Genomic DNA, 25386 nt, shown 5'->3' on the forward strand with positions numbered 1-25386 from the left:
TATGAGTAGCGATCCGGCCCTTATCCTTAACCGTCAGCGTGACAGATCGCGCCCGGCGCACCCGTTACTCACGTTAAAAAGCCTGCTCCCGGCAATAGCCATTGTATTGCTGGTGCTGATTGCCATTGCACCGTACTGGTTTACCCACAGCTTGCCGGATGATATGGACATGGAGGCCATATTGCAGCCGCCTTCGCTACACCATTGGTTCGGTACCGACGCGCTGGGACGTGACGTTTACACCCGCGTGATATACGGATCAGCGTTGTCGCTGAGTATTGGTGTTGGCGCCACCCTGATTGCGGGCTGTGGCGGGATTCTGCTTGGTGTAATCGCCTCATTGGGGCCCCGTCCGATACGGTTTATGGTGGTGCGCCTGCTGGATATCCTGCTGGCCTTCCCGGAACTATTGCTGGCATTGCTGGTGATCGCCGTACTGGGGCGCGGCCCGTCCAATACGCTGCTGGCAGTGGGTTTATCGGGTATCGCGGGGTATGCGCGGCTGCTACGGTCACAGATCCTCCAGGTGCGACTATCGGGTTATGTGCAACAAGCCATCGCCCTCGGCGAAACGCCTTTCACCATCATCATGCGGCATATTATTCCCAACTCGCTGCGCCCGTTGCTGATTGTGTTAACCATCGGCATTGGTCAGGCTGTCCTGAGCGCGTCTGCGTTGAGCTTTCTGGGCCTGGGGGTGGTGCCGCCTACCGCAGAATGGGGGGCGTTGCTGGCTGACGGCCGCGACTTTCTCGACATTGCGCCATGGATAAGCCTGCTGCCCGCGAGCGTGGTGGCGCTGTCGGTGATTGCGCTCACACTGGCCGGCCGCCGCTTGCAAACAATTGCATCAAAAGGAGCGTAACCATTATGGAGAACAACCGTCCTGTTAACCCGCTGCTGGAGGTATCGCATCTCACGGTAAGTTTCGCGGATGTCGAGGTGGTCAAGGGACTGTCATTTAACCTGTATGCGGGTGAGATCCTGGCGCTGGTCGGGGAATCCGGTTCGGGTAAGTCGGTCACCGCGCGCGCACTGGTTGGGCTGGCAGGTGAAAAAGCCAGCGTTGACGCACAACGACTGCGACTGACAACAGCGGATGGCAAAGCACAGGATCTGCTTGCCTCAGGAGATCCTCAGTGGAAAGCCCTGCGTGGTAAAGAGATTGGTTTTGTCTTACAGGATGCACTGACATCTCTCGATCCTTTACGCACCATCGGGCAGGAGGTGGCAGAGGCGCTACAGTTGCATCGGCGTGTGCCACGACGGGATATTGATCGCCAGGTCGCCGGGCTGCTCACCTCCGCAGGCATTCCTGACCCCCATCATCGTATGCAGCAGTACAGCCATCAGCTTTCCGGCGGCCTGAGGCAGCGCGCCCTGATAGCCTCCGCACTGGCAGCGGGGCCACAGATGCTGATTGCAGATGAACCCACCACTGCCCTGGATGTGACGGTACAACAACATATCCTCCTTTTGTTTCGCCAACTGGCGGATCGCGGGCACGCGGTATTGTTGATTACCCACGATCTGTCCGTCGTGTCACAAATCGCCGATCGCGTACTGGTGATGCAACAGGGTATCGGTGTTGAACAGGGCGAAGCAGCCCGGGTTTTAGCGGCACCACAGCATCCCTATACACGGAAACTATTAAGTGCTATTCCCGGCGTTCATACCCGTCACCGCTGGCTTTCAACATCGGGCAACGTGCCCGATCCCAGGATGAAGGCGGCTTCTGAACAGGTGGTGCTTCGTGCCGATCGCCTGTCACTGGCTTATCCCCGTGGTGATGGTTCAACACACCAGGTTCTGAAGCAGGTCTCTCTGTCGCTGCGCCGGGGAGAGACATTGGGACTGGTCGGCGAATCAGGATGCGGGAAAACGACACTTGGCAAGATTTTACTCGCGTTGCAGTCCCCCCACTCCGGTGAGGTCAGGCTTAACAATCAGGCCTGGAGCAGCATGTCTGAAAAACAACGTCGCCCGTTGCGGGGGCGAATTCAGACTATCACACAGGACCCGCTTGGCTCGTTCAACCCCCAGTACACAATTGGGCAAATCATCCGTCAGCCATTAAAGCTCATCCCAGGTCTGAACCGGGAAGAGATAGAGAATAAAATACTGCTGCTGATGAAGCAGGTAGGGCTGTCTCCTGAATTACTGACACGTCGCCCGCAGACACTCTCAGGTGGGCAGCGGCAACGTGTGGCAATAGCCCAGGCGCTGGCCTCTGATCCTGATATCATGATTTGCGATGAGCCAGTTTCAGCACTGGATGTCACGACCCAGGCGCAGGTTTTGGACCTGTTGAAAACCCTGCAACACCAGTTGGGCCTGGCCATTCTGCTAATCTCACATGACCCAGGCGTAGTGCTCCATATGAGTCATCGCGTCATCGTTATGAAGGATGGAGAGATTATCGAAACCGGGGAGGCAGAGGCATTGATCACGCAGCCCAAGCAGGATTACACCCGGCAATTATTTACCGCAATAAGTGAAACAAAATGAGTCCCGTTCGCTACGGGAATATCTACGGCGTCGGGTTAGCAGTGGGATAAGTGATAAAACGTGTATGAAAATATAGCGGGAAACTTACTGGAATAGCGGATAAAGTCGTCAATACGATAACGGCCTTGCTCATGCAGAGCATAATTTACATATATTGCATCATATTATTAGTGACAGTGTCACGTACGTTTTCCTAAGTCGGCCAATGCGTACCTCCCTCGTTCAGATACTGATAGCGATGTATCTGATGCCAGTATTTTTGCCAGTCTGAATGCTTCATCTCCAATATGATCTAATTCCTTGATTAGCATTTCTCCTGCGATACGCCGAACGATAGGTGAACGGTCAATGGTTGCCATTTTTAAATTCTCAAGAAAAGGCCTTTTGGTATCTATTATTCGCTCCTTTAAAACAGGAACGCTGCGTCTTATGCCGTATGCTTTGTCAATCCACTGCCATGTCATTCCCTCAGCCCAAACGAATTTGCTTTCAAACAGACAACGATATGCTTTTGCTCGCAGGGTGGGTTGAACCGATGATTCTGCAATCTCTGTCAGAAAGGCGTCTAATGCATTTATACGACCGGCTTGCATAAATACAGTGGCAACAGGTCCCGATGTGGAATAAATAAGCCGTTTTTTAAGAGACTCGGTTACTTTCTCCATTAAAATAACTTTCATCAGAATATCTTTTTCTCTATCACCCATTCTCCCCCATGAATTCCAGTAGGGGAGCGTTATAAACAAGACATCAACGATAATCTCCGGGTCTGAACATTCAGCGATTAATGGTAATACATCACGTGCAGCCTCTCTTACCTGAGGAACCCAGTCATTAAGTTTCCGGACGACCAAAGCAAATAAAAAACTATTTGGTGCTCCGCCTGATAATGTCCTTAATGCTTTTTCCCGCCTGAAACCATCAGCATTACAAACATCCAGCCATTTGAGAGAACCAACCCGATAATTCTTAAATCTTGCGTATTGTGGATGAGATGTTTGAAGTGACGATGAAATTGTCCAACGAATCAAACATTCCCAGTAATCAAGGTTTTTTAATGGCAGTTTCGAGCTTGCAGCAATAAACGTTGATATATCCGGTCTGATAACCTGATACAAAACATCAAAGGTAAGTGATTTATTAACAGATGTAACAACTTCCTGTTGAAGGCTATCCTGCTGTTGCATGCGCTAATTTCCCCTGAAAATTTTATAGCTGCCAGATCTTTTTAAAGTAGCAATAGCATAAAGTCAACTCGCGTTTGCACGCTTACTATTTGTCAGCACATATATATCAATCCTTGAATATATTATCAGGACGTTAATTCATGGCTGTCGGCAAGCAGCTCGTGTATTTCCCTGGACGACTATGGTCCGGAAAGGATCACACTGACCCAGTACTCTTTGTTGATAGGATAGATAGCTAATCATCCTCCTTTACGCAGCCCTTGCAGTAATGCCTGCGTCGCACCGGAAGATTTTCCAGATGGCGAACATACGAGACAAAATTCACGGTGTATAGAAGGTGTCACCGGTACCACGCACAAGCCCCGCAATTCATCTGGCAGGGCAGATTCAGGCACCAGCGCCACCCCCATGCCTTCACGCACCAGCATGCAGGCGCTGACCCAATCCCGTACTTTTACGCGTACATCGGAGAGGTGCAAGCCTGCCTGCTCCATCAGGCTTTTTCCATTAACGACACATCCGCCTGTCGCGAGAATAAAGGGTTGGTCGGCCAGTTCCTCTAGCGTTATGCCATGCGCCCTTTCATTGCGCCCCTGCAAATGATGGGATGGCATTACCGCTACCCACGCATCCTGACCCAAAACCACGTCTGCTCTTCCCGGTACAGGGTTCATCACCACACCCAGTTCAACAGTGTCTGCTGCAATCCATTCCTCCACTTCCTCATCCGTACCTTCCAGTACCACCACTTCTGTGCCCGGATGCAGGCGTTTAAAGTCGCGCAGCAGTCCAGGAAGAAATGTGGAAGTCACTGAGGGAAAACTGGCGAGGCGAATCCTTCCGCCATGTAGACCGCTGCTTTCATCAGCCAGCACGCGGATCGCATTCAGGCTCGCAAGCATTCTCCTTGCCTGTTCAATAACCTGCTCACCCAGTGCGGTGACGCCGATGTGCCGACGCTCCCGCGTGAACACCGGGAACCCAAGTGAAGCCTCTAACTGGGCGATAGCCTGACTGGCGCCGGACTGAGTCATTCCTACCTCTTCAGCGGCGCGTGAGATATTACTGGCATCCGCAACGGCTACCAGTAAGCGCCAGTGCACAAGATTCATCATGCGTATTAGTAGCTCATCTAATAGTTAATTTGTTAATCATTAATTTTACAGCAGGAAACACATTACGCACAGTGTGTTCAGGAACGCACAGCACATTGTTAAACAGCTTTTCAATTTTATCGGAGAGATAATGAAACTTTATTACGCCCCGGATACCTGTTCGCTTTCACCACACATCGTACTGCGTGAACTCGGGCTTGAATTTGAACTGGTTAAAGTGGACAACAGAAGCAAACTCACCGCTGACGGACGTGACTTCCGTACCATTAACCCTAAAGGTTATGTCGCCGCACTGGAACTGGACAATGGCCAGATACTGACCGAAGGTCCGGCAATTGTGCAGTACCTCGCTGACCTGAAGCCGGAAAGAGGGCTGGCACCGCGAGCGGACAGTTGGGCGCGAGTGCGCCTGCAGGAGTGGCTAAACTTTATCACCACTGAAATACACGCGGGATCCGCACCGCTTTTCAACTCAACACTGCCTGAAGACGTCAGGTCGATTTTTCGTGAAAAACTCTTCCGGCGGTTCGATTTTCTGCAGGATACGCTCAATGAAAATGCCTATCTGACGGGCCCGTCGTTCAGCGTTGCTGATGCTTACCTTTTCACCGTGCTGGGTTGGTGTAAATTCTTTTCCATCGAACTGAATCGCTGGCCTGTATTAACGGCCTATAGGGAAAATATTTATGCGCGTCCTGCCGTGCAGGCGGCCTTACTGGCAGAAGCCTCTCAGCTGGCGTAGAAATTGGTCACATCGGCAAAAGATAACCTTCCGGCAACCCGGTATCGGCTCTTTCCGTGACAATCCGGTAACCGGCAGTGGGTACCGGTTTGATATTTTTATTCTTTTTGTTTTCCTGTTTTTGCAGCATGCAGAATATGTATGCTGCATCAGTCAACTGGCAGTGCCGTTATCAGCGTCGAAGTCCAGAACGTGGCCAGAAAAAGGGCTGCAAGCACCGACGCGGTGGCATGGATCTGACGCTTCATCATTTGTGCTCTGCCAGGGATTTTTCATGAAATTACGGCAAAAAATTACGGGGTGTGGAATCCAAAATGGCACGAAAAGCCGCTGTAAATGCGGCCGGACATGAGAATCCAAGCTGGTAAGCGACCTGCTTAATGGGCATGCCATTGGCGAGAAGATCTAACGAAGCACAAATCCTGGCTCTTTGCTTCCAGGTTCTGAAACTGAATCCTGTATCCCTGATAAACAGTCTCGAGAAGGTACGTTCAGACATTGTGGCGATATGAGCCAGCTCACTAAGCGACGCTTCCCAGCGATAGCTGACCATTATCTCTCTGGCTGCACAGAATAAGCGTTCATCACGGGGCATAGGAAGTTGCGCAGTTAAGGGGGTTGCCTCGCTGAGGATCTCCAGAAGCAACAGGGCCATTTTCCGTTGACCCGCTTCGCTATAGTCCTCACTGAATAACCCGGCTATCAATTCTTTCACCAGCGCGGTAGCGGTAATGACGTGCACGTGCTTGCTCTTCGTAAAGTTCGTGCATTCAGCGATAAGGTTGCTGCTGAAATAGATGGCGCGCAGGTCTGTCTGCGATAGCAGGTTATAACTGTGGATCTGAAGAGGCGGTATCCATAACGCGCGCTGAGGAGGTATTACCCAGCGGTTTCCCTCCGTTTCAACCAGCATAACTCCCCTGGTGGCAAAGAGCAGTTGTCCTTCAATATGATAATGAGGAGGATCAGCTTCCCCGCGTTGATAGCATATGGCGGTGCCTGACCAGCCTGTGGCGTCATCGTGTCTTGGCGCTTTATCTATACTACCTGGCATTTCAGATTCAGCCCCTGCAAGTATGATAATCAGGTTGAAACATCCAGTCTGGAACAATATTGGCTGGGTGAGACGTAAAAAAGAAGATTATCATAAGTTTGACAGGAGCATATGCCAATGCGAGTACACTTCATCGTACATGAAAGTTTTGAAGCACCGGGGGCCTATGAAACATGGGCAAGAGTACGGGGTCATGACGTCACTTTTTCCCGTGTTTATGCAGGTGAAAAGCTCCCATATGATGCTCATGGCATCGATTTATTGATTGTCATGGGTGGACCACAGGATCCGGCCGTGACCCTTGAAGAGTGCGCCCATTTTGACTCAAAAGCTGAGCAGGCTTTAATTGCTTCGGCCATAAAGTCTGGTAAAGCCGTCATTGGTATTTGCTTAGGTTCTCAGCTGATTGGTGAAGCGCTTGATGCCCCGTTTGCCCCCAGTCCAGAAAAAGAGATAGGTAAGTTCCCGATTTTCCTGACTGAGGCGGGCAGTAAAAATGAGATGTTTACCCATTTTGGCGCAACGCTGGAAGTAGGTCACTGGCATAACGATATGCCGGGCCTGACGGCTCATGCTGAAATTATCGCCTACAGTGAAGGGTGTCCGCGCCAAATCGTGGCTTATTCCGATTTAGTTTACGGATTCCAGTGCCATATGGAGCTTACCCCGGACGTGGTTGAACGGCTGATTTCCCATTCCGCGAAAGACCTGAGCCGGGCCGCAGACTATCGCTTCGTCAATACCGTGGAAGAGCTGCGTACACATGATTACACTGAAATGAATAAGGTTTTGTTCACTTTTCTCGACAAACTTGATGCGCGATACAAATCGGCAAAAGCATGAAATAAAGTTCGGAGCTTTCCTTTTGCGGGCTATTTTACTCACGAAAGATTTTGCAGCGGCCGTTCCTGGCACAGGCTGTGTGAAAACCCTGACCAAAAACTGAAGTGCGCACGTCTACGCAAAATCTGGAATTGATCGACTGGTTAGTAGAGCCGAATTTTACGTATGAGCGCGGTTTTCAGCTCTGTTTTTGGCAGTTTCAGCGGCCAAAAAAGTTTTCACACAGCCTGGGCACGAAGCAGACCAGTGTGAGGTTCGTTAGGTCCGCTGCGAGCGAGGAGCGGGCATAAATTCTCGTAAGCCGATTGCAGTACGTTAAATTGCAGACGTAACGATAAGCTGAACAACTTAGGATAGAATGCTCTTGTGTAGGAGCACAACGTGAACGTTTGAGCAGCTAATAGGTAAATTATTCATGAGTAGGCGACTTAACAGAGATCATCGAACCAAAGTCAGAAATATTCCCCGACGCATAAAAGCTCTTAATCGTTGGGCTGGTACTTTTCATAGCCCTGAACGTAGCATTTTTTCAGAAGATGAGCATTACTGGAATTTCAAAATTCCAGTAGAAATTAATCTCATTCAGGGAAAATACAGCACGATTAAAACCAAAGCAGCTTGTGCACAAGCTTTAATTAACGCATGTTCAAACCTTATAACGGCCACTGTTGGTATGAATTACAGTCCGCGGATTACCGCTGTTGTATGTCTTCCGGATATGTTTACAAGTGAGGTCTGTCTTTATCGCTCCGAAGAATATTATCAAGGCTTCATAACTGAAGATCGTTCTGAGAATGGTGCTTCTTCTTTGATCAAAGATCGTAGCCTTGCTGCTGAGTGGGGACTCGTTCTACCAGCTAACATACAGGAAATAGGTATCACACTCGAATATTATGGAAGCGAGGACCGGGATGAATGGTTCACGGGAGAACGCTGGTATTATGGTCAGGTGACTTAAGAGAGTTGCTTTCATTTGATTGGAAATAAAACTCCTATAAAAGGAGATTCTACTTTTGTCTAACGTGCATTCCTGGCACGTAGCGGATGAGCTAACGAAGCTGGAGGACCGCTATGAGCGAGGAGCGGACATTGCCGCATAATAGTCTGTACAAGGGGTTTGGGCTTCGGGCAGTTTGGAGAACGGATATTCTTGTACTTTGAGCGTATTTTTTAACCAATAGAAGAGCGTAAGGAATTGATCTGGCATCAATGGCTATCGCTTTTAAGTTCTTAGGCTGGTTGAGTCCTTTTATGTACGACGCGCTGACATGTGGCCAACGTTTTCGGACTTTGAACGTCGTGGATGATTTTAACAGCCAGGTTTTGTCTATCGAAAATGACCAGAACTACCCTAAAGTCGTTATTACTTCAGGGTAGTTTTTATGTAAACTATTTACCAATGGCACTGACCATTGACACTGTTGGCATTAGAGTTGCCGCCAAACGCTCCACCATTATTATTCGAGCCTCTGTCCCTGCAGCCAATATAACCTCCAATGGCTCCTGATACACCGCCATAAACAGCACCTTCTCCGGCCCCTGATATTGCACCAGCTGCTACACCAACGGGACCGCCAGCCAATCCTGCTACTCCACCTCTTATTCCATTCGCGACTGCTCCGCCTGCGGCACCAGCGATCCCACCTTTTACTGCTGCTCCACCGCAATGTCCACCTTCATAATTGGAATTAGCATTTCCTCCGGAAACAATGCTAATTTCCTTTTGTGTAAGCTCTCTTAACATTTTATTTATCCTTAATTGGTATTATTTTAGAAGTGATAAAATTAGATATAATTACAGCTACAGCTACAGTCAAAAAAATCACTAATATTGGATGCGAAATATAAAAAACAGTTCCAGAAAGGCAATATATTACCAATGATGTTATTGAAGCACACAAAATAAGCCTCAATAAGCTATTCTTAATAAGAAGAATCATCTACCAGCCTCATCATCATTAAGTAAAAATCCCAACAGTATGTTGGTGATTATTTCTCAGCTACTCGTTTACTTCTCCGTGAAAGCTCCCAAATAGTTATACGCTCAAAAGTAAGCTCTTTGTCAGTTTTGTTTTATTTTGTTACATTTAATCTCATTTTCTTAATATTTAATTGATAAGCGTTATTTTTCTCGTTTCTCTTTGCCCTTCATGCTACGAGAACAGTAGGTTTTTTAAGATACTGTAATTTATAACTAAAATCTCTTTATTCACCCGATATTTTTTGAAACTGTTAATCTTTTTTTTGAAGTATGTTTGTTGAGTAAAGTTATCTAACAAAACAGGAGTACAATCCTTCACTGGAAACAGCCTGCATCAACCTAAGCTCGATGGTTGGCCTTCTTATATTGTCACGTGTGATAAGTCATTAATCTTTCGATGAAAATAGAGGGTTAGAAGATCAAAAGGACTGATGAACAAACGCTTGCCGGAGCAATATAATGTCATGGCATAATAAACGTGACGCATCACATACCAACTCGCTAAGGAAGGGCAAACCGTGTTTCGCCAGGAAGCGATTGATAGTCAGAAAATGAAATGGCGTGGTAGAGCGCTACTCCTCCCCGGAATTCCCTTTTGGGTCACAGCATCCTTATGTCTTTTATTTATTACAGTCTTCCTGACCTGTGTCATCACCGTAAACTATACCCGCAGAGTCAACGTCACCGGAGAGATTAGTACCTATCCGCGCGTGGCAAACGTCTATTCCGGAGTTCAGGGAGTGATTGTTAAAGAATTTGTTACTGAAGGGCAGGTAATCAAAACGGGCACGCCTATTTACCAGATTGATGTGAGTAAAAGTACGCGCCGCGGCGTGGTCAGCGACAACCAACGCCGTGATATCGATAACCAGCTTGAGCGCATTACACAAATCATCAGCCGACTGGACAGCAGCAAAAAAGACACAGTCGAGATGCTGGAGAAACAAAAGGCACAATATACCGTTGCTTTCCAGCGCTCCACCGACATACTGCGGCGCGCCGAGGAAGGACTCCGTATTATGAAAGAGAATATGCAGAACTATCGGCAATATCAGACCAAGGGGCTTATCAATAAGGATCAACTCACCAATCAGGTGGCGTTGTATTACCAGCAGCAAAACAATCTATTGGGTCTCACCGGCCAAAACGAGCAAAACTCTCTGCAGATCACCGCTTTGGAAAGTCAAATCCACACACAGGCCTCAGAATTTGATAACCAGATTTATCAAATGGAACTACAACGCTACGAACTGCAAAAAGAGCTGCTGAATATCGATGCCGGCGGAACCATCATCGTCCGTGCCCTGGTTGACGGTCGCGTCGACTCCCTTAGCGTCACGGTAGGGCAAATGGTTAACGTCGGCGACAGTTTGCTGCAGGTTATCCCACCCTGCATTGATCATTACTCTCTGGTACTTTGGGTACCTAATGATGCTATTCCCTATATATCCCCAGGGGACCGAGTCAACATTCGCTATGAGGCCTTCCCTTCTCAGAAATTTGGGCAGTTCGCCGGCACGGTGTCAGTGATTTCCAAAGCACCGGCGTCACCGCAGGAAATGCTGACCTATCAGGGCGCCCCCAAACCCGCGCTGACCTCTGCAGTCCCTTACTACAAGGTGATTGTCAGACCAAAAAAGCAGACCATTATGTATAACGGTAAACGCCTGAACCTTGAAAACGGTATGAAAGCGGAGAGCACACTATTTTTGGAAAAAAGAAAGATATATCAATGGATGCTATCACCGTTCTACGACATGAAACACAGCGCGTCGGGACCGGTCAATGAGTAGGCTCTCTGTCAAAAAACTGCTCGGCCAGCTCGACATCCGGCTGCGACAACGCGTCCCGCTAGTTCATCAAACTGAATCCTCTGAATGTGGTCTCGCTTGTCTGGCGATGATCTGCGGCCATTATGGCAAGAACGTCGATCTGATTGCGCTACGCCAGCAGTTCAACCTCTCGGCGCGTGGCACCACGTTGTCCGGATTAACCGGTATCGCCGAACAACTCGGTTTGTCCTCACGCCCCCTGTCACTGGATATTGAAGATCTCAGTGCGCTAAAAGTGCCGTGCATACTGCACTGGGAGTTTAACCATTTTGTCGTTCTGGTGAGCGTCAGGCGTAATCACGTGGTCATACATGACCCGGCCAGAGGCCGAAGGACCATCAACATGGCGGAGGTGTCGCACAGTTTCACCGGCGTGGCACTCGAAGCCTGGCCAGGCGCTGCATTCAAAGCAGACACTGTGCAAAACCGGCTCAGTCTTAGCACGCTGATGGGAAGCGTACACGGCCTCAAAGGGACGCTAGGCAAGATTTTTTGTCTGTCAGTGGTGATTGAAACCATTAACCTTGTGATGCCGGTTGGTACACAACTGGTGATGGATCATGCGATCCCTGCCGGCGATCGCGGACTGCTGACCTTAATCTGCGCGGGGTTGTTGTTCTTTATTCTGCTGCGGGCGGCAGTCAGCATGGTGCGTTCCTGGTCCTCATTGGTCATGGCGACACTCATCAACGTCCAGTGGCAATCCGGGTTGTTCAATCATTTGTTGCGACTGCCCCTGGGGTATTTTGAACGCCGTAAACTGGGGGATATCCAGTCGCGCTTCAGCTCGCTGGATACATTGCGCAGCACCTTCACGGCCAGTATTGTCGGTGCCATTATGGACATTATCATGGTGGTCGGCGTGTTCGTGATGATGATTTTGTACGGGGGCTGGTTAACCTGGATAGTTATGACCTTCACAGCCCTATATGTACTCCTCAGGCTACTGACCTACGGTTATTACAGGCAACTGTCAGAGGAGTCTTTAGTAAGAAATGCCCGCGCCGGTTCCTATTTTATGGAAACCCTGTACGGGATCGCCACAGTCAAAATGCAGGGGATAGCAGAAAGACGCAGTGCCCACTGGCTCAACCTCGAAATCGATACCATCAATACCGGGATCCGGGTGACTAAGATGGACATGCTATTTGGCGGCATCAACACCCTTGTCTCAGCCTGTGACCAGGTGGTAATCCTGTGGTTGGGTACCAGCCTGGTAATCGATAACCAGATGACTATTGGTATGTTCGTTGCGTTCGGCGCTTTTCGCGGACAGTTCTCCGACAGAATTGGTTCATTGACCAACTTCCTGCTGCAACTGCGCATGATGAGTCTGCACAATGAGCGCATTGCCGATATCGCCCTGCATCCGCAGGAAAACCGTAAGCCGGACCTCCCTTATGAGGCGCGTTTACAGCCGGTGTCGCTGTCAACCTATGCGTTGAGTTACCGTTATGACAGCCAGTCTCCGCCCATTTTCAACGGGTTGGACATCACTATCGCGCCAGGAGAAAGTGTGGCTATTGTTGGACCGTCCGGCTCAGGAAAGACCACATTGATGAAGGTATTGTGTGGGTTGTTTTATCCTGATAATGGCAGGATTGAGGTGAACGGTATTGATATTCAGCAACTGGGTATCAATAACTACCACAAAATGATCGCCTGCGTGATGCAGGATGACAAGCTGTTCTCCGGCTCCATCAGGGAGAATATTTGCGGTTTTGCAGACGAAGTGGATGAAACCTGGATGCAGGAATGTGCCCAGGCCAGCTACCTGCATGAGGTCATCAAGCAAATGCCCATGGGATATGAGACCCTAATTGGTGAATTAGGGGAAGGGTTATCAGGTGGTCAAAAACAACGACTGTTCCTTGCTCGGGCGATTTACAAGAAACCTGCAGTCTTGTTCTTAGATGAGGCTACCAGCGCCCTGGACAAAGAAAGTGAGACTATGGTGAATCTCGCGATCAAAACTTTAGACATCACAAAGGTAATCATTGCTCATCGAGAGACGACGATAGCTTCGGCAGACCGGGTAATTTATCTGGAATGAGGATTTCAGCGTTGCGCTCACACGCAAAATAGCGTTAAAAATCTTCGTTTCATGTAGTATCTTTGCTTTTAACTTTTCAAAAACACACACGCGTACGCAGGAACCGGCAATGGAAGTGGGCAGTCATTACCTAAACATTTTTCCCTTTGCCTTTTATGATCATCAGTCCTGCTATGCGTTGAGTATTTTGTTTATCTTTGCCGTGTGCAGCAAACTGATCGCGTTTTTAACAAATAGCCCAGTGAAGAGTTTTATAAAGATAGTTAGGTATAATTTATTGGTTTTCATCCTAGCGGTTATCCGTTGTGAATACCCATTTAACTAAGAAACTTAAAAAATGAGAAAAATATTAATAGCATTTATTGCAGCTATTGCCTCTACAGGTGTGAATGCAAATGTCGTTTCTATCCGGGGTGATACGGTAACAAACGGTGAGGTTAACGAAGTCGGGGTTTACTTTAACGGCTTAGTAAATAATCAAACAGTGACCTGGTTGATATCCTCGCTTGCGGATGTCCAATCAAACTATCGCAACGTAAAGAACATTGACCTTTACCTTAACAGCGACGGTGGAGATATGGATGCAGGATACGTAGCATACGAGGCTCTTCGAAAAACTCCTCAAAAGCTGAGTATTATTAACGCTTCTATGACAGGGTCAGCAGCCACGATGATTTACTGCGCATCGAGTGACCGCTACACCATGCCCATGGCGAGATTCATGTTGCATCCCGCTGCATCGGGTTATGAAAAAGTAGACTATATGAAACCTGATCAGGCACAAAGGATCTTGGAGGAAGATGACAGTTACAACGCATTGTTGCGAAAGGTCTACACATCTTGCACAAAGCTTACTCCTGCTGAATTGGAGAAAATAACAGCTTCCGAGTCCGGACGCGTTATTTATAGCGCAGAGCAGGCAGAGAAAAATGGTTTAGCCAATAAAGGAGTAAAGGATAGCCACAGTTACCCGTTGACATATTTCATTACGGACTTTCAGAGTTAATTATTCACTACCTGAGCCGTGTCTTTATAACGGTTTATAGCTAATTCTAGCTAATGGGAAACTGTATTGAAGTGGTCAACAAAAACTGGCCACCGCGTTAGAGTTTTTCCAGTATCGATTTTCTGATTCGTTTGGTGGCAACCCACCGTTATATTCGTGCGGCCTGAGTGCGCTGTAATATTCAACGATATAGTCCGTTATGGCGTGAGTCGCATCGCTGAAGCTTACGTAACCTGTCACTGGCACCCGTTCGTTTTTCAGACTCCGGAAGAAGCGTTCCATTGGGCTATTATCCCAACAGTTTCCACGCCGGCTCATACTCTGTCTGATCCGGTAGCGCCACAGTAACTACCGGAACTGCCTGCTCGTATAATGACTGCCCTGACCGCTGTGGAACATCACTCCTGCGGGCTTACCCCGAGTTTCTCATGCCATTTCCAGTGCTTTCATGGTGAGTCTACTGTCCGGCGAGAACGACATTGCCCAGCCCACTGGCTTTCTTGCAAACAGATCGAGAACAACAGCGAGGTATGCCCAGCGTTTGCCTGTCCAGATATAGGTCACATCACCGCACCACACCAGGTTTGGCTCTGTTACGGCGAACTGTAGCTCAAGGTGATTCGGGATAGCAACGTGTTCATGACCACCACGCTTATACCGGTGAGTCGCCTGCTGGCAACTGACCAGCCCCAGTTCTTTCATGAGCCTGCCAGCAAGCCAGCGCCCCATCGGGTAGTCTCTCTGCGTTGCCATTGTGGCGATGCTTCTTGCTCCGGCCGAACCGTGGCTGATGCCATGCAGCTCAAGTACCTGACTTCGTAACACAGCCCGTCTGCCGTCTGGTTTTTCAGGACGGTTTTTCCAGTATTTATAGCTGCTGCGATGAACCCCAAACACATGGCAGAGAGTGGCCACAGGATAACGCGCTCTGAGTTTCCCGATTATCGAGAACTGTTAAGGGAGTCTGACATCAAGAGCGCGGTATCCTTTTTCAAAATTTCGTTTTACATTTCAATACGTTGTATCTTTTTCTTCAGCTCGCGTATTTCGATTTTTTCCGGTGTTATCGGAGAGGATTTTGGTGTTTTGCCCTGACGCTCTTCACGCAGTTGCTTGACCCATTTTGTCATCGTGGAAAGACCGACATCCATAGCCTTAGCGGCATCAGAGACGGTGTCGTTTTGACCGACAACCAACTGAGCGGATTCGCGTTTGAATTCAGGACTAAAATTTCTTCTTTTCATTGGAGCACCTGTGTTTAGCGATTAGCAGCCATAACCGCATTTTTTCAGGAAGACAATATGGTGAACAGCCTGCTTTGATTAGAGTTTCAACATTCATAAAGTCCTCTAGCCTCTTTCTGCCAGTCTGTCACCTCAACATTCAATCACCGTCGTACTGTGCTCTTGCTACCCGGAAATAGCTGGCGGATGTGATAATCCAGGACCATAAAGGTAACATCCGCAGAAGCATTTCTTTTCCCATATCTGTAATCGCATAAACCACCCGGGGCAATTTTTCCTCGTAATCATAGCGGGATATAAGCCCGTCCCGCTCCAGATGGCGCAGTGTTCGCGTCAGCATTCTTTGAGTGACATCCGTAAGGTAGCGGCGTACCTCTCCATAGCGAAGAGGTCCGTTGGTACCGAGAATATGCAGCACGCCCAGCGACCAGCGATTACCTGCATGCGCCAGGATCTCACGTTTTAGGCCCTCATCATCGTTGCTTAATTCCTCACAGAATTCCTTTGAAAATTGCAACAGCGCTTCCCGTTCAGATTTCATATCACCTCCAGTATCATGTGTGTGCCTAATTGAACCAGGCCATGTCAGGTGTCAGGATGACGTTTTAATACAACAGGAAGCAAGAATGAATTCCGAAAAAAAACCGATACATACTGTTCTTGTACTCGGAGCAGGAGAGCTTGGTATTCAGGTATTGAGAGCGATGAGTAATAAAGCGCATGAACATACCCATGTAAAAATTAGCGTGTTACTCAGAAGTGAAGCCGCTCATGCCGTTTCTGGTTCACGCAGGGCACGGCTGGATGAACTGATGAAGCTTGGAATCGCTGTGGTCGAGGGCGACCTGCAGGAAAACAGTATTGATGAGCTGAGTGAGCTATTTGGTTCTTTCGACGCCGTCATCAACTGCAGTGGTTTTGTCGGCGGGCCGGGAACGCAGATAAAGATTACGCAGGCGGTATTGAAAGCGGCTGTAGTCCGCTATTTCCCATGGCAGTTTGGCGTTGATTATGACGTTGTCGGTAAAGGCAGCGGACAACAAGTCTGGGATGAACAGTTTGAAGTTCGCCACCTTCTACGCCAGCAGAACGCGACAGGGTGGGTCATTGTATCTACAGGTATTTTTACCAGCTATCTGTTCGAGCCCGGCTTTGGTGTGATTGACGCACAAAGTAAAACTGTCTGTGCTCTGGGAGACTGGCAACATGCGGTAACGCTGACCACACCTGAAGACATCGGCCAGTTGACTGCAGACATTTTCTTCCATCAGCCCACTTTCCGAAACGAGATTGTCTATATTGCAGGTGATACCCTGACTTATAGTGAACTTGCTGATTTAATGCGTGCCTACTGGGGCACTGAAGTAAACAGAACATTACTGGACGGGAAAAAGCTTCAGGATGATGTCCAGCACAATCCTCAAGATGTCGGGGCAAATTACCGACTTGCTTTCGCGCGGCCTGACGGAGTGGCCTGGAATAAGAGCAATACTTACAATCAACGTAAGGGAATTGCAACTACAACGGCCAGTCAATGGCTTGCAAAACAGCATGGCATGTAGCACTTCGGTACTGTTAAAAGCACAACCTTAAGCGGTGCATACCAAAATCAGATGCCGACGTTGTTAATATATTGCTCTTTGTTTTCAGCGCAAAAAACATCTGGCAGTTTTGCTGACAAGGCGATTTGCCCACATATCCCAAAAAGGCCAGAACTTAAAGTGTTAGCCCTAACATACTTAGGGCGTGCCTTTGCCTTGGTTCAACGTTTCAATGTCTGCTTTTGGCACAGAGCGGCCTGTCCAGTTGCCTGTCAAGTCCGCTATGAGCGAAGAGCGGACATACCACCACATCATGCATTTGTGCTGAAAGTAACTTTTGTTATTTGTAGTCTCTAAGTGCCAGCCGGAGATGATGAGCGATAAAGTCGGCTTTAAGAGTACTATAGAGAGGAATATTATCCTCACTTGCCAGTACTGCAGCATGCTTTATCTCAGCATACTCATCAGCTTCTTTCTTGTTTTTTCTCAAATAATCGCGGAACGCCAGATGTTTTACTATTTGAGGATTGCCTACGCCAAAAGCATGAACGTGATGACTACGGTGCTCTTCTCCTTTAGTGAAATATCTTCGATTTGAAATTCCATTTTCACCACGAACGCAGTATCCGGCACGCTCCATTGCAAAGTTTAATTTATCCAGCTCATCCAGATCATATACCTCCAGCAATATATCTATGATTGGTTTTGCTGATAGCCCCGGTATAGACGTACTGCCAATATGATGAACCTGTGAAATTACCTTCCCCAGCGTGTTCTGTAATAAGCCCCTTTCAGCCTCATATCGGGTATGCCATTGCTCTTCATACTCCACAACAATGATCCTACGCATTTTTTACTCCGGTTAACTTCTTTGAGGTTTTACTAAACCATCATTTATGTTGATAGCATGATTTGATGTCCGCTTCTGGCCGATTTCTGCTTGTCACGACCGACAGCTATGGCCGACTGTCGCCGGTCAAGCCAGCGGCCTTGTCGCTATTTAGGAGCCATTTGGTGTGGAGTGCAAGAATTTACCGCCTTTAGCTTCAACTACCGAGCGAACGGCCTCGGCGTCTGATTTCGAGCCGATAAATGCAAGTTGTAATTTAGGAAGCATAGTTGATGTGTTACTTAAAGCTGCAATGGCTGAGTTAGCTGCAAAAGAACTATTAGTTCCTGAGATGGCGACACGAACATCAGCTTTGCTTGCAGGGGCAATTATTTGGTAGATGCTTGAAACAATTGGAGAGTCTAAACCCGCACTTCCGATAAGGGCGGATGCCATAGCTCCGGAGATACCGTTATTCGCTGCGGGAACCCAAACTAAATTGAATTTTTGCTGATCAAATAAAATCGCCGCAGATCGTGCGGCTTGCTGCGGCGATTGGCTCCCAGTTGCAGCACATCCTGCTAATGTAAATAATACAATTATGAATGCCAAAATATGTTTCATGGTTGCTCCTAATTATTTATTAGGCGACATCACTGTCGCAGATTTGCTGAATGCATGTCGTATAACTTTCCATAGCGACACATTACCTCATGATCAGCCTAAAGGGTGATTTTGTAAGCGCGACAGTGATGGGTGGATTATCACTGATGCATTGATGGACTGTCCACTGTCTGCTTCTGGCACACAGCAGACAAACACGTAAAGCTGAAGGTCTGCTGAGAGCGAACAGCGGACAAAATAGTAATATGAGAGTATCACTTTAAATATTTCGTGCAATTCATGATCAAAATATGTATGAAATTTCTTTTTATTAAGATTAAGAAGGGTTTTAAATGTCTTCGGTTGATGAAATAAAGGTGAAGTATCCAAGCGCGGATGCTTGGAAAATTGGTGATAGCCCAGAACTTGCCAACGAGCTTGCATACCTTATTAAAAAAGGGGTTAAAACGGCCTCATGCTGTTCTTTTGCATCTTACCTACAAGAAAAATATGCACCTAGGATTGGGAGTTATAACATCATCCTTGATAGCCAAGATGTACCGGTATGCGTTATTAGGTTGGTTTCGATGCGACTGGTGCGTTTTTGTGATGTTACCGCCGACTTTGCCCGAAAGGAAGGTGAAGGTGATTTGAGCCTTGAGTATTGGCAGAAAGAACATCAGCGGTTTTTCACTCGTGAAGGTTATTTTTCTGATGATATGGAGCTGATCGCTGAAGAATTTGAGGTTGTTGAGATTTTGTGAATCGGACAAAGTGTCTACATCTCAAATGAGAAAAATATCGTAGCGTCTTACCTACTGCAACTTATATAAAGTTCCGCTCCTGGCACAAAGCTGCCTGTCAAATCTCTTTGTACATAGTTCCACTTAGGGCAGATTCTTCGATGTTCGCTCTAGTTACGCCTCCCTTGCGGTGGACACCACAGTAACGATCATCACATGCAGAAGATCGCTGAAACCAGATTTATGTAACCCACCACTTTTAGTGGTCACCCTGGTGGTCTTGACAGGAAGAGAGTTCAGGTTTGTCTTTCTTATCAAAAAAGTTACAGGCAAAGGCAAACCCAGCCAGAGAAACAAAATTAAAGAAGCCCGTCCAGGGAAACCTGAGCGGGCTTTTTGCTTTTCCGTTTGGGAAAAGTGACATATTTTTCAGCTTGGCTTTTCGGCTTGAAAGCCCGATGGCAGGCACCCGGCATCGTTTTCACGTTGTTCTTTCTGCGCGTGACAGGGCACGCTTGCCGTCTTACTCATTGCTTGCCAGCGGGAAACATGCATCCGCCATGGCGAACCAGCGCCTTCACCTCTTCGCTCACTTCCACGGGGTTTCGACTTAATCGATCAACCCACTCCCTGCGGTGCAATACGTACGACTTCGAATCGTGCTTCGCGCTCCAGAGGACGATGTTAAGCATGACAGGAATCAGGTCGAGGCCTTTCTCGGTCAGAGTGTATAAATCCTTGCGCCCGTCGTCGGGGCTGGGTGCTCTCGCAAGAACCCCCTGCTGTTCAAGAAAGGCAAGGCGGGACGCCAGGACATTGGTCGCGATGCCCTCTTCTGATTTCATAAACTCGCCATAGGTCTTCTTACCGGTAAAAACGATGTCGCGAATGATCAAGAGCGACCACCGGTCGCCAAAGATCTCCACGCCATAGTTGACCGCGCAATGGGACCGAATTTCTTTATTCGTCGTTTTCATGGCGGGATCTTACATCGCTTGTCTATCGCAAGCAAACCCTCCTCTTTTTTTCACTTGTTTTTTACAAGTTATTTTACTTGTTTATTGCAAGTGACAAGGCTAGCATGACCTGTATGTTAAGTCCGGTTGTGGGATCGCACCTGCAATCCATGAATGATTAACCCCTATCCGTAAGGAAATTGCACATGAGCACTATCAGCATCATCGGCTCCGGCGGCATGGCGGCGGCGATCGGCGGTCTTGCCGCCAGGGCCGGACACCTCGTCGAGGTAATGAGTCGCGACGTTGACAAGGCTCGGGCGCTGGCCGGGCAGATCGGAGCCGGTGCAACGACGGGAACCTTCGGCGCCACCCCGGCCGGGAACATCGTCATCCTGGCGGTTCCCTACTCCGCCATTCTCGGCGTGCTGAAGCAGTACGGCGAAAAGCTGGCGGGCAAGCTTCTTATCGACATCACCAATCCCATCAAAACCGACTTCTCAAGCTTCCTGACGCCTGAAGACAGTTTCGGCGCGCGGGAGATCGCCAGGGCCGCCCCTGCCGATGCGGATATCGTCAAGGCATTCAACACCCAGTTTTCCCACGTGCTGGCCGTGGGTTCAGTCAAAGGTCACCGGCTGGACGTGTTCATCGCCGGGGACAACGCGCAGGCGAAGGCACATGTCTCGGCGTTCATCGAGAGCCTCGGGCTGCGCCCGATGGATACCGGGCCGCTGTTCATGGCGCGGACGCTGGAGCACGCCTGCATGCTGTGTCTGGGCCTCATGACCCACTCCGTCAGGCACACCAACTTCTCGATCGGCGTCAGCCTTCCCGGTTGAGCGCACGACACCCCCACTCATATCGCACCTAAAAGGAAAATATCATGCACGTTTTAGTCACTGGCGGGACCGGCCATATCGGCTCGTACATCATTCCCGAACTTATCGCCGCCGGCCACGAGGTCACCGGCCTGGCCAGGTCGGATAAATCCGCCGCGGCGGTGTCCGCGCTCGGCGCCAGGGTGCGTCGCGGGGATATTTCCGATCTGGATGGGCTCAGGGCGGCGGCTGCGGAGTCCGATGGCGTCATCCACGTCGCGCACAGGCAAGACCTGCTTCCCGTCGGCGGGATTGACGCCGTAGCAGCAGCAGAGCTCCAGGTCATGCACGCGTACGGCGAGGCATTGGCCGGAACCGGAAAACCGCTGGTCGTTTCGGGGAGCATTGGCTCGCCCACGAACCTGGGCTGGACGGCGCCCGGGGCCAGCTTCCTCGACCGACCGGCGACCGAAGAGGACCCGGCCCTTCCCGGCGGCGATGCGTACAAGGGCTCCCTGCGGGTCCGTAATGTCGTGGAACTCGCGGTAATCGGCCTTGCGGAGCGCGGCGTGCGATCTTCGATCGTGCGGATCCCCACCATCGCGCACAGCACAACCGACAATGCCGGGTTCCTCCCGCTGCTGATTGGGCTCGCTAAGGAGAAGGGTATCATCGGCTACCCAGGAGACGGCGCAAACCTGTGGCCGGCCGTGCATGCCCGCGACCTCGCCTCACTGTTCCGCCTGGCGCTGGAGAAGGGTCCGGCCGGCAAGACCTGGCATGGGCTCGAGAGCGAGGGCATCCCGTTCCGCGAGATCGCCGAGGCCATTGGCAGCCGCCTGGGCCTGCCTGCGGTGAGCATTCCCGCCGACGAACTCATGCTGCCGGGATACTTTGGGTTCCTCGCGAATCTGGTCACGCTGAACCTCCCGGCATCCAGCCTCATCACCCGCCAGACCCTCGGCTGGGAACCCGCCCAGCCCGGGCTGCTCGCCGGTTTGGACAACGGTCATTACTTCCCTGCCAGTTGAGTTGAGCTGTGACAGGGATTCGGCTCGCAACGAGCCTGGCAGACGGCGGTGTCGCGATGCCCTGCCCCGTTCGGGCAAAGACTTTGCCGACCCGGCAATGGCATCAGGGATGACGCGGGAGGCCCGACGCACACGACATATCAACCGGGGAGGCCCGTTTAGCGATGACGGGCAATCCCCCAACTCACGAGGAATCAGCATATGAGCACTATCAGCATCATAGGAGCAGGAGGCATGGCCACGGCCATCGCCAGGCGTACCGCCAAGGCTGGACATACCCTTGAGGTGATCGGACGCGACACTGCCAGGGCCCAGACGCTGGCCGACCAGCTGGCAGCCGGCGCGACCATAGGGACCTACGGCGCTGCGCCGGCGGGCGACATCGTCATTCTCGCCGTGCCGTACAGCAGCGTTGCGGCGGTGGTGGCCGACTTTGGCGAAGCGCTCGGCAACAAGGCAATCATCGACATCACTAACCCGGTTGCCCCCGACCTCTCGGGCCTCGTCACTCCCCACGGCAGTTCCGGTGCGCAGGAGACCGCCAGGCTCCTCCCCGCCAACGCGCATGTCGTGAAGGCGTTCAACACCATCTTCGGCCACGTACTGGCCAGGGGTGGGCACCTCGACGCGTTCATCGCAGCCGACGATGCGCAGGCGAAGGCACGCGTCTCGACCTTCATCGAAAGTCTCGGGTTGCGTCCGTTCGATGTCGGCGGCCTGCAAATGGCCAAGACGCTAGAGTCGCTCGGCCTGATGATGATCGGTCTGGCCAAGAATGGCGCCGGCAGCTGGGACATCGCCATGAAAGTCGATATCGGCTGAATCAGACACCACATGTTCACCGGCTGGACTGGCGCGGGCCTCACGATAACGCGAGGCCAATAGCGGCCATTTTGGTGCTCTTGACAGGAGGGGAGTTTTTCTTAGTTATTAGCCAATTAATGGAAATGGCGTTCCCGGTCAAAGGAGCTCTATTAGATAAGCCCGCTTAGGGAAACTTAAGTGGGCTTTTTGGTTTTTTGACCGGCGGTTATGAGCAAGAAGCGGACATTTTTAAGTAAGAACAAACAGTGACTGTTATTATTTTTTGGCAAGCAGGCAGATATCTTCTTTTCCGAGGACGGACTTACCGTAACCATAGCGTACGGCATTCAGCATGGCTTTTCCCATTTCTTCAGTGGTAATAATGCTGTTGGGAAAGAGGCGTTTTAAGGCAGGAAAGAATGGTGACAGTATGGTGTAAAAAATTCTGTAGACCGTAGTTTTAGAGCGAATATCGTCAAGAGGCCATATTACTGCAGGACGAAACATCTGTGCCGAAGTGAAGCCAAGCCTGAGCAGGCTATTTTCTGTTTTACCCTTAACTCTTGCCCACATGCTTTTTCCCGCTTCAGAGCTGTCTGTCCCTGCACCCGAGACATAGATAAAGGTTATATCCGGATCTAACCGTACCAGGTCTGAGGCAACATCAAGTGTCAGTTTAAAAGTAATACGACTGTATTCTTCCTCTGACAGACCTGATGCGCTCACGCCCAGACAAAAAAAGCAGGCATCCCATTTTCCCGCTGCATTCAAGCCAGCCAGCGGTGAAATCAAGTCATCTGTAACAACCTGATTAAGGCGGGTATGGCATTCAGGCAATGGCGAACGAACGATAACGGTTACAGTTTCGACATCTTTTGCTTTCATGCACTCGCGCAATACGCCCTGGCCGACCATCCCGGATGCGCCATAGATTAAAACTCTCATTATCCAACCTCTGGTGTCTGCCTGGTATGAATCCCCCCACACTCTCTGCTGGTCTGTGAAGGGACCGGGCGCTATTGAAATAAACAGCGGAATTATCAATTAGCTTCAGGCTATCGTCTTATATTCCAGGTAACTCTGAATGCCATACGCACCGTTCTCCCTTCCGATACCTGACTGCTTCATGCCGCCGAAAGGAGCGAAAGAGGTATAAGCAAATGCATTAACCGAAACCGTTCCGGCCTGAATCTGCTCAGCGACTTTTCTCGCATTCGCTAAATCCTCTCCGCTGACGTAGCCCGCCAGGCCATAGGATGAATCATTGGCGATATCGATCGCTTCCTGCTCATTTTTATAGGAAATGACGCACAATACAGGCCCGAAAATTTCTTCACGTGCGATGGTCATATTATTTGTTACGTTGATAAAGACGGTGGGTTTAACAAAGTTACCGTCTTCAAGCCCTTCAGGGTTCCCGGGGCCGCCAGTCAGTATTTCGCCGCCTTCCTCAATGCCTGTTTTAATATACTCCTGTACGCGCTGGTACTGCGTCCGGGAGACCATTGGACCAATAACCGTATCTGAATCCTGAGGCAGACCGACTTTCAGTTGCCCGACGGCCTGTTTCAGCGCGGTCGTAATTTCATCGTAACGGCTTTCCGGCACCAGAATTCGGGTGCCTGCAATGCACGCCTGGCCACTGTTCAGGAAACCTGACTGAAGGATGAATGGCAGCGCTTTGTTCAGGTCAGCATCCTCAAGAACTATATGGGCTGACTTGCCCCCCAGCTCCAGAGTAACTCTCTTCAGGGTGTCGGCGCTGCGAGCGGCAATACTTTTACCCACGGCAGTTGACCCGGTAAAGGAAATTTTGGCTACGTCCGGGTTAATGGTCAGCTCCACGCCAACCACGTCGCCGCGGCCATTAACAACATTGATGACTCCTGCCGGCAATCCGGCGGCGTCAACGCATTCCATCAGGATTTGGGTCTGTACTGCGCTCATTTCGCTGGGTTTGGTTACCACGGTGTAATGTGTGCAGCTACGCCGACGGGATGCAGTGATACTTCGGCCTGACCCACCATTTTTTTAAAGGGGACGTCTTTAAGGCTTTCTTTAACGCTCAGAATAGCGCCACAGGCTGCCTGGACAAGATCCCTGGCTATCTGATGTGGGCCGCCATATTCCTCAACAAGAGCCTGAACGTGTTCATCTGCCCGCGACGCTACTGCATCATGAAACCGCTGTAAATATTCTGCACGCTGAAGGGGGGTGGTAAGGGAGTAAGTTTTAAAAGCTTCTTTTGCAGCAGAAATCGCATGTCGGGTGTCTTCTTCATTGCCCATCAGCACGGTTCCTGTAAGCATATTTGCCGCAGGATTTACAAGGTTAAACTTCTCCTGTCCGACAGAGTCTGTGAATCTACCGCCGATATAGTGTTGCGTAATATGTCTCATGACTTTCTCTCGCTTAATAAATTGGGCCTGTGACATGTCACAGGGTTTATTAGTACTGATTTAAACTGACTAGTCAGTCATTTAATTGGTTTTT

Annotated in this window: 23 protein-coding genes and 2 pseudogenes; 13 read left to right on the forward strand and 12 right to left on the reverse strand. The window is 49.8% G+C overall.

The features are described from left to right. Position 1: 1 nt before the first annotated feature. Positions 2 to 865, forward strand: a complete 864-nt coding sequence (locus tag EVX52_RS06515; protein ID WP_129990882.1) for an ABC transporter permease — start codon at positions 2 to 4, stop codon at positions 863 to 865. Positions 866 to 870: 5 nt separating this feature from the next. After that, entirely contained in the window at positions 871 to 2508 is a 1638-nt protein-coding gene (locus tag EVX52_RS06520) for an ABC transporter ATP-binding protein (RefSeq protein WP_129950991.1), read from the forward strand. A gap of 179 nt (positions 2509 to 2687) precedes the next feature. Here EVX52_RS06520 and EVX52_RS06525 read toward each other — a convergent pair whose 3' ends face one another. Together EVX52_RS06525 and EVX52_RS06530 are read right to left on the reverse strand one after the other, a co-directional pair. Further along, complete coding sequence (locus tag EVX52_RS06525; RefSeq protein WP_129990883.1) at positions 2688 to 3695, reverse strand: hypothetical protein; 1008 nt, start codon at positions 3693 to 3695, stop codon at positions 2688 to 2690. Positions 3696 to 3934: 239 nt separating this feature from the next. Next, positions 3935 to 4810, reverse strand: a complete 876-nt coding sequence (locus EVX52_RS06530) for a LysR family transcriptional regulator (protein ID WP_205952625.1) — start codon at positions 4808 to 4810, stop codon at positions 3935 to 3937. Between the two features lie 130 nt (positions 4811 to 4940). On the opposite strand from EVX52_RS06530, the gene gstA reads away from it, so the two are divergent. Next, positions 4941 to 5552, forward strand: a complete 612-nt coding sequence (gstA, locus tag EVX52_RS06535) for a glutathione transferase GstA (RefSeq protein WP_129950989.1) — start codon at positions 4941 to 4943, stop codon at positions 5550 to 5552. 7 nt (positions 5553 to 5559) lie between these two features. Here gstA and EVX52_RS25270 read toward each other — a convergent pair whose 3' ends face one another. Together EVX52_RS25270 and EVX52_RS06540 are read right to left on the reverse strand one after the other, a co-directional pair. After that, positions 5560 to 5709: a hypothetical protein gene (locus EVX52_RS25270; RefSeq protein ID WP_165385162.1), complete on the reverse strand. Its 150-nt coding sequence runs from the start codon at positions 5707 to 5709 to the stop codon at positions 5560 to 5562. Positions 5710 to 5832: 123 nt separating this feature from the next. Next, the gene (locus EVX52_RS06540) at positions 5833 to 6606 is read right to left on the reverse strand and encodes a helix-turn-helix domain-containing protein (protein ID WP_129990884.1); all 774 of its coding nucleotides are present in this window, start codon (positions 6604 to 6606) and stop codon (positions 5833 to 5835) included. Positions 6607 to 6723: 117 nt separating this feature from the next. Between EVX52_RS06540 and EVX52_RS06545 the strand changes: the two genes are divergently transcribed. Together EVX52_RS06545 and EVX52_RS06550 are read left to right on the forward strand one after the other, a co-directional pair. Then, on the forward strand, positions 6724 to 7449 hold the full coding sequence (locus tag EVX52_RS06545) for a type 1 glutamine amidotransferase (protein WP_129990885.1): 726 nt from the start codon (positions 6724 to 6726) through the stop codon (positions 7447 to 7449). Between the two features lie 415 nt (positions 7450 to 7864). After that, on the forward strand, positions 7865 to 8407 hold the full coding sequence (locus tag EVX52_RS06550; RefSeq protein ID WP_112198288.1) for a DUF3916 domain-containing protein: 543 nt from the start codon (positions 7865 to 7867) through the stop codon (positions 8405 to 8407). Positions 8408 to 8842: 435 nt separating this feature from the next. Here EVX52_RS06550 and EVX52_RS06555 read toward each other — a convergent pair whose 3' ends face one another. Beyond that, a complete protein-coding gene (locus tag EVX52_RS06555) occupies positions 8843 to 9193 on the reverse strand; it encodes a hypothetical protein (protein ID WP_129990886.1) in 351 nt (116 codons plus the stop codon). Positions 9194 to 9948: 755 nt separating this feature from the next. Here EVX52_RS06555 and EVX52_RS06560 point away from each other — a divergent pair. The 3 genes from EVX52_RS06560 to EVX52_RS06570 all read left to right on the forward strand — a co-directional run bounded on the left by EVX52_RS06560 (position 9949) and on the right by EVX52_RS06570 (position 14321). Continuing rightward, complete coding sequence (locus EVX52_RS06560) at positions 9949 to 11223, forward strand: HlyD family secretion protein (RefSeq protein ID WP_129952601.1); 1275 nt, start codon at positions 9949 to 9951, stop codon at positions 11221 to 11223. Then, positions 11216 to 13315, forward strand: a complete 2100-nt coding sequence (locus EVX52_RS06565) for a peptidase domain-containing ABC transporter (protein WP_129990887.1) — start codon at positions 11216 to 11218, stop codon at positions 13313 to 13315. The genes EVX52_RS06560 and EVX52_RS06565 overlap by 8 nt, the downstream gene beginning before the upstream one ends. Before the next feature lie 337 nt (positions 13316 to 13652). Next, entirely contained in the window at positions 13653 to 14321 is a 669-nt protein-coding gene (locus tag EVX52_RS06570; RefSeq protein WP_129952600.1) for an ATP-dependent Clp protease proteolytic subunit, read from the forward strand. 75 nt (positions 14322 to 14396) lie between these two features. On the opposite strand, the pseudogene EVX52_RS06575 reads toward EVX52_RS06570, so the two are convergent. Together EVX52_RS06575 and EVX52_RS06580 are read right to left on the reverse strand one after the other, a co-directional pair. Continuing rightward, a pseudogene (locus EVX52_RS06575) lies at positions 14397 to 15565 on the reverse strand (IS3 family transposase). Positions 15566 to 15704: 139 nt separating this feature from the next. After that, positions 15705 to 16106, reverse strand: coding sequence for a helix-turn-helix domain-containing protein (locus EVX52_RS06580; protein ID WP_129952599.1), 402 nt, complete (start codon positions 16104 to 16106; stop codon positions 15705 to 15707). Between the two features lie 85 nt (positions 16107 to 16191). On the opposite strand from EVX52_RS06580, the gene EVX52_RS06585 reads away from it, so the two are divergent. Continuing rightward, complete coding sequence (locus EVX52_RS06585) at positions 16192 to 17127, forward strand: aromatic alcohol reductase (protein ID WP_129952598.1); 936 nt, start codon at positions 16192 to 16194, stop codon at positions 17125 to 17127. Positions 17128 to 17446: 319 nt separating this feature from the next. Here the strand turns inward: EVX52_RS06585 and EVX52_RS06590 are convergent, their stop codons facing one another. Then, the gene (locus tag EVX52_RS06590) at positions 17447 to 17956 is read right to left on the reverse strand and encodes a GrpB family protein (RefSeq protein ID WP_129990888.1); all 510 of its coding nucleotides are present in this window, start codon (positions 17954 to 17956) and stop codon (positions 17447 to 17449) included. A gap of 150 nt (positions 17957 to 18106) precedes the next feature. Further along, positions 18107 to 18559 (reverse strand): hypothetical protein, encoded by a 453-nt coding sequence (locus tag EVX52_RS06595; RefSeq protein WP_129990889.1) that lies wholly within the window; start codon positions 18557 to 18559, stop codon positions 18107 to 18109. 332 nt (positions 18560 to 18891) lie between these two features. Between EVX52_RS06595 and EVX52_RS06600 the strand changes: the two genes are divergently transcribed. Then, positions 18892 to 19302, forward strand: a complete 411-nt coding sequence (locus tag EVX52_RS06600; RefSeq protein ID WP_129990890.1) for an ASCH domain-containing protein — start codon at positions 18892 to 18894, stop codon at positions 19300 to 19302. A 506-nt stretch (positions 19303 to 19808) separates the two neighbouring features. On the opposite strand, the gene EVX52_RS06605 is transcribed toward EVX52_RS06600, so the two are convergent. Then, positions 19809 to 20258, reverse strand: a complete 450-nt coding sequence (locus tag EVX52_RS06605) for a helix-turn-helix domain-containing protein (protein ID WP_129950985.1) — start codon at positions 20256 to 20258, stop codon at positions 19809 to 19811. Between the two features lie 185 nt (positions 20259 to 20443). Here EVX52_RS06605 and EVX52_RS06610 point away from each other — a divergent pair, with 185 nt between their 5' ends. The 3 genes from EVX52_RS06610 (at position 20444) to EVX52_RS06620 (ending at position 22911) form a co-directional block, all read left to right on the forward strand. Beyond that, the gene (locus tag EVX52_RS06610) at positions 20444 to 21079 is read left to right on the forward strand and encodes an NADPH-dependent F420 reductase (RefSeq protein WP_129990891.1); all 636 of its coding nucleotides are present in this window, start codon (positions 20444 to 20446) and stop codon (positions 21077 to 21079) included. A 44-nt stretch (positions 21080 to 21123) separates the two neighbouring features. Then, positions 21124 to 22089 (forward strand): SDR family oxidoreductase, encoded by a 966-nt coding sequence (locus tag EVX52_RS06615; RefSeq protein ID WP_129990892.1) that lies wholly within the window; start codon positions 21124 to 21126, stop codon positions 22087 to 22089. 201 nt (positions 22090 to 22290) lie between these two features. After that, the gene (locus EVX52_RS06620) at positions 22291 to 22911 is read left to right on the forward strand and encodes an NADPH-dependent F420 reductase (RefSeq protein WP_129990893.1); all 621 of its coding nucleotides are present in this window, start codon (positions 22291 to 22293) and stop codon (positions 22909 to 22911) included. Between the two features lie 258 nt (positions 22912 to 23169). On the opposite strand, the gene EVX52_RS06625 is transcribed toward EVX52_RS06620, so the two are convergent. Next, positions 23170 to 23838: an epimerase gene (locus tag EVX52_RS06625; RefSeq protein ID WP_129990894.1), complete on the reverse strand. Its 669-nt coding sequence runs from the start codon at positions 23836 to 23838 to the stop codon at positions 23170 to 23172. A gap of 105 nt (positions 23839 to 23943) precedes the next feature. After that, positions 23944 to 25328 (reverse strand): annotated as a pseudogene (locus EVX52_RS06630) (aldehyde dehydrogenase family protein). Positions 25329 to 25386 lie beyond the last annotated feature (58 nt).

This window comes from Rahnella sp. CFA14(1/10) (genome assembly GCF_004195095.1).
Taxonomy (GTDB): Bacteria; Pseudomonadota; Gammaproteobacteria; order Enterobacterales; family Enterobacteriaceae; genus Rahnella; species Rahnella perminowiae.

Coding starts and splice junctions, on each gene's coding strand:
- EVX52_RS06515 (WP_129990882.1), top strand. CDS start 2: ATGAGTAGCGATCCGGCCCTTATCCTTAACCGTCAGCGTGACAGATCG.
- EVX52_RS06520 (WP_129950991.1), top strand. CDS start 871: ATGGAGAACAACCGTCCTGTTAACCCGCTGCTGGAGGTATCGCATCTC.
- EVX52_RS06525 (WP_129990883.1), bottom strand. CDS start 3,695: ATGCAACAGCAGGATAGCCTTCAACAGGAAGTTGTTACATCTGTTAAT.
- EVX52_RS06530 (WP_205952625.1), bottom strand. CDS start 4,810: ATGATGAATCTTGTGCACTGGCGCTTACTGGTAGCCGTTGCGGATGCC.
- gstA (WP_129950989.1), top strand. CDS start 4,941: ATGAAACTTTATTACGCCCCGGATACCTGTTCGCTTTCACCACACATC.
- EVX52_RS06540 (WP_129990884.1), bottom strand. CDS start 6,606: ATGCCAGGTAGTATAGATAAAGCGCCAAGACACGATGACGCCACAGGC.
- EVX52_RS06545 (WP_129990885.1), top strand. CDS start 6,724: ATGCGAGTACACTTCATCGTACATGAAAGTTTTGAAGCACCGGGGGCC.
- EVX52_RS06550 (WP_112198288.1), top strand. CDS start 7,865: ATGAGTAGGCGACTTAACAGAGATCATCGAACCAAAGTCAGAAATATT.
- EVX52_RS06555 (WP_129990886.1), bottom strand. CDS start 9,193: ATGTTAAGAGAGCTTACACAAAAGGAAATTAGCATTGTTTCCGGAGGA.
- EVX52_RS06565 (WP_129990887.1), top strand. CDS start 11,216: ATGAGTAGGCTCTCTGTCAAAAAACTGCTCGGCCAGCTCGACATCCGG.
- EVX52_RS06570 (WP_129952600.1), top strand. CDS start 13,653: ATGAGAAAAATATTAATAGCATTTATTGCAGCTATTGCCTCTACAGGT.
- EVX52_RS06580 (WP_129952599.1), bottom strand. CDS start 16,106: ATGAAATCTGAACGGGAAGCGCTGTTGCAATTTTCAAAGGAATTCTGT.
- EVX52_RS06585 (WP_129952598.1), top strand. CDS start 16,192: ATGAATTCCGAAAAAAAACCGATACATACTGTTCTTGTACTCGGAGCA.
- EVX52_RS06590 (WP_129990888.1), bottom strand. CDS start 17,956: ATGCGTAGGATCATTGTTGTGGAGTATGAAGAGCAATGGCATACCCGA.
- EVX52_RS06595 (WP_129990889.1), bottom strand. CDS start 18,559: ATGAAACATATTTTGGCATTCATAATTGTATTATTTACATTAGCAGGA.
- EVX52_RS06600 (WP_129990890.1), top strand. CDS start 18,892: ATGTCTTCGGTTGATGAAATAAAGGTGAAGTATCCAAGCGCGGATGCT.
- EVX52_RS06605 (WP_129950985.1), bottom strand. CDS start 20,258: ATGAAAACGACGAATAAAGAAATTCGGTCCCATTGCGCGGTCAACTAT.
- EVX52_RS06610 (WP_129990891.1), top strand. CDS start 20,444: ATGAGCACTATCAGCATCATCGGCTCCGGCGGCATGGCGGCGGCGATC.
- EVX52_RS06615 (WP_129990892.1), top strand. CDS start 21,124: ATGCACGTTTTAGTCACTGGCGGGACCGGCCATATCGGCTCGTACATC.
- EVX52_RS06620 (WP_129990893.1), top strand. CDS start 22,291: ATGAGCACTATCAGCATCATAGGAGCAGGAGGCATGGCCACGGCCATC.
- EVX52_RS06625 (WP_129990894.1), bottom strand. CDS start 23,838: ATGAGAGTTTTAATCTATGGCGCATCCGGGATGGTCGGCCAGGGCGTA.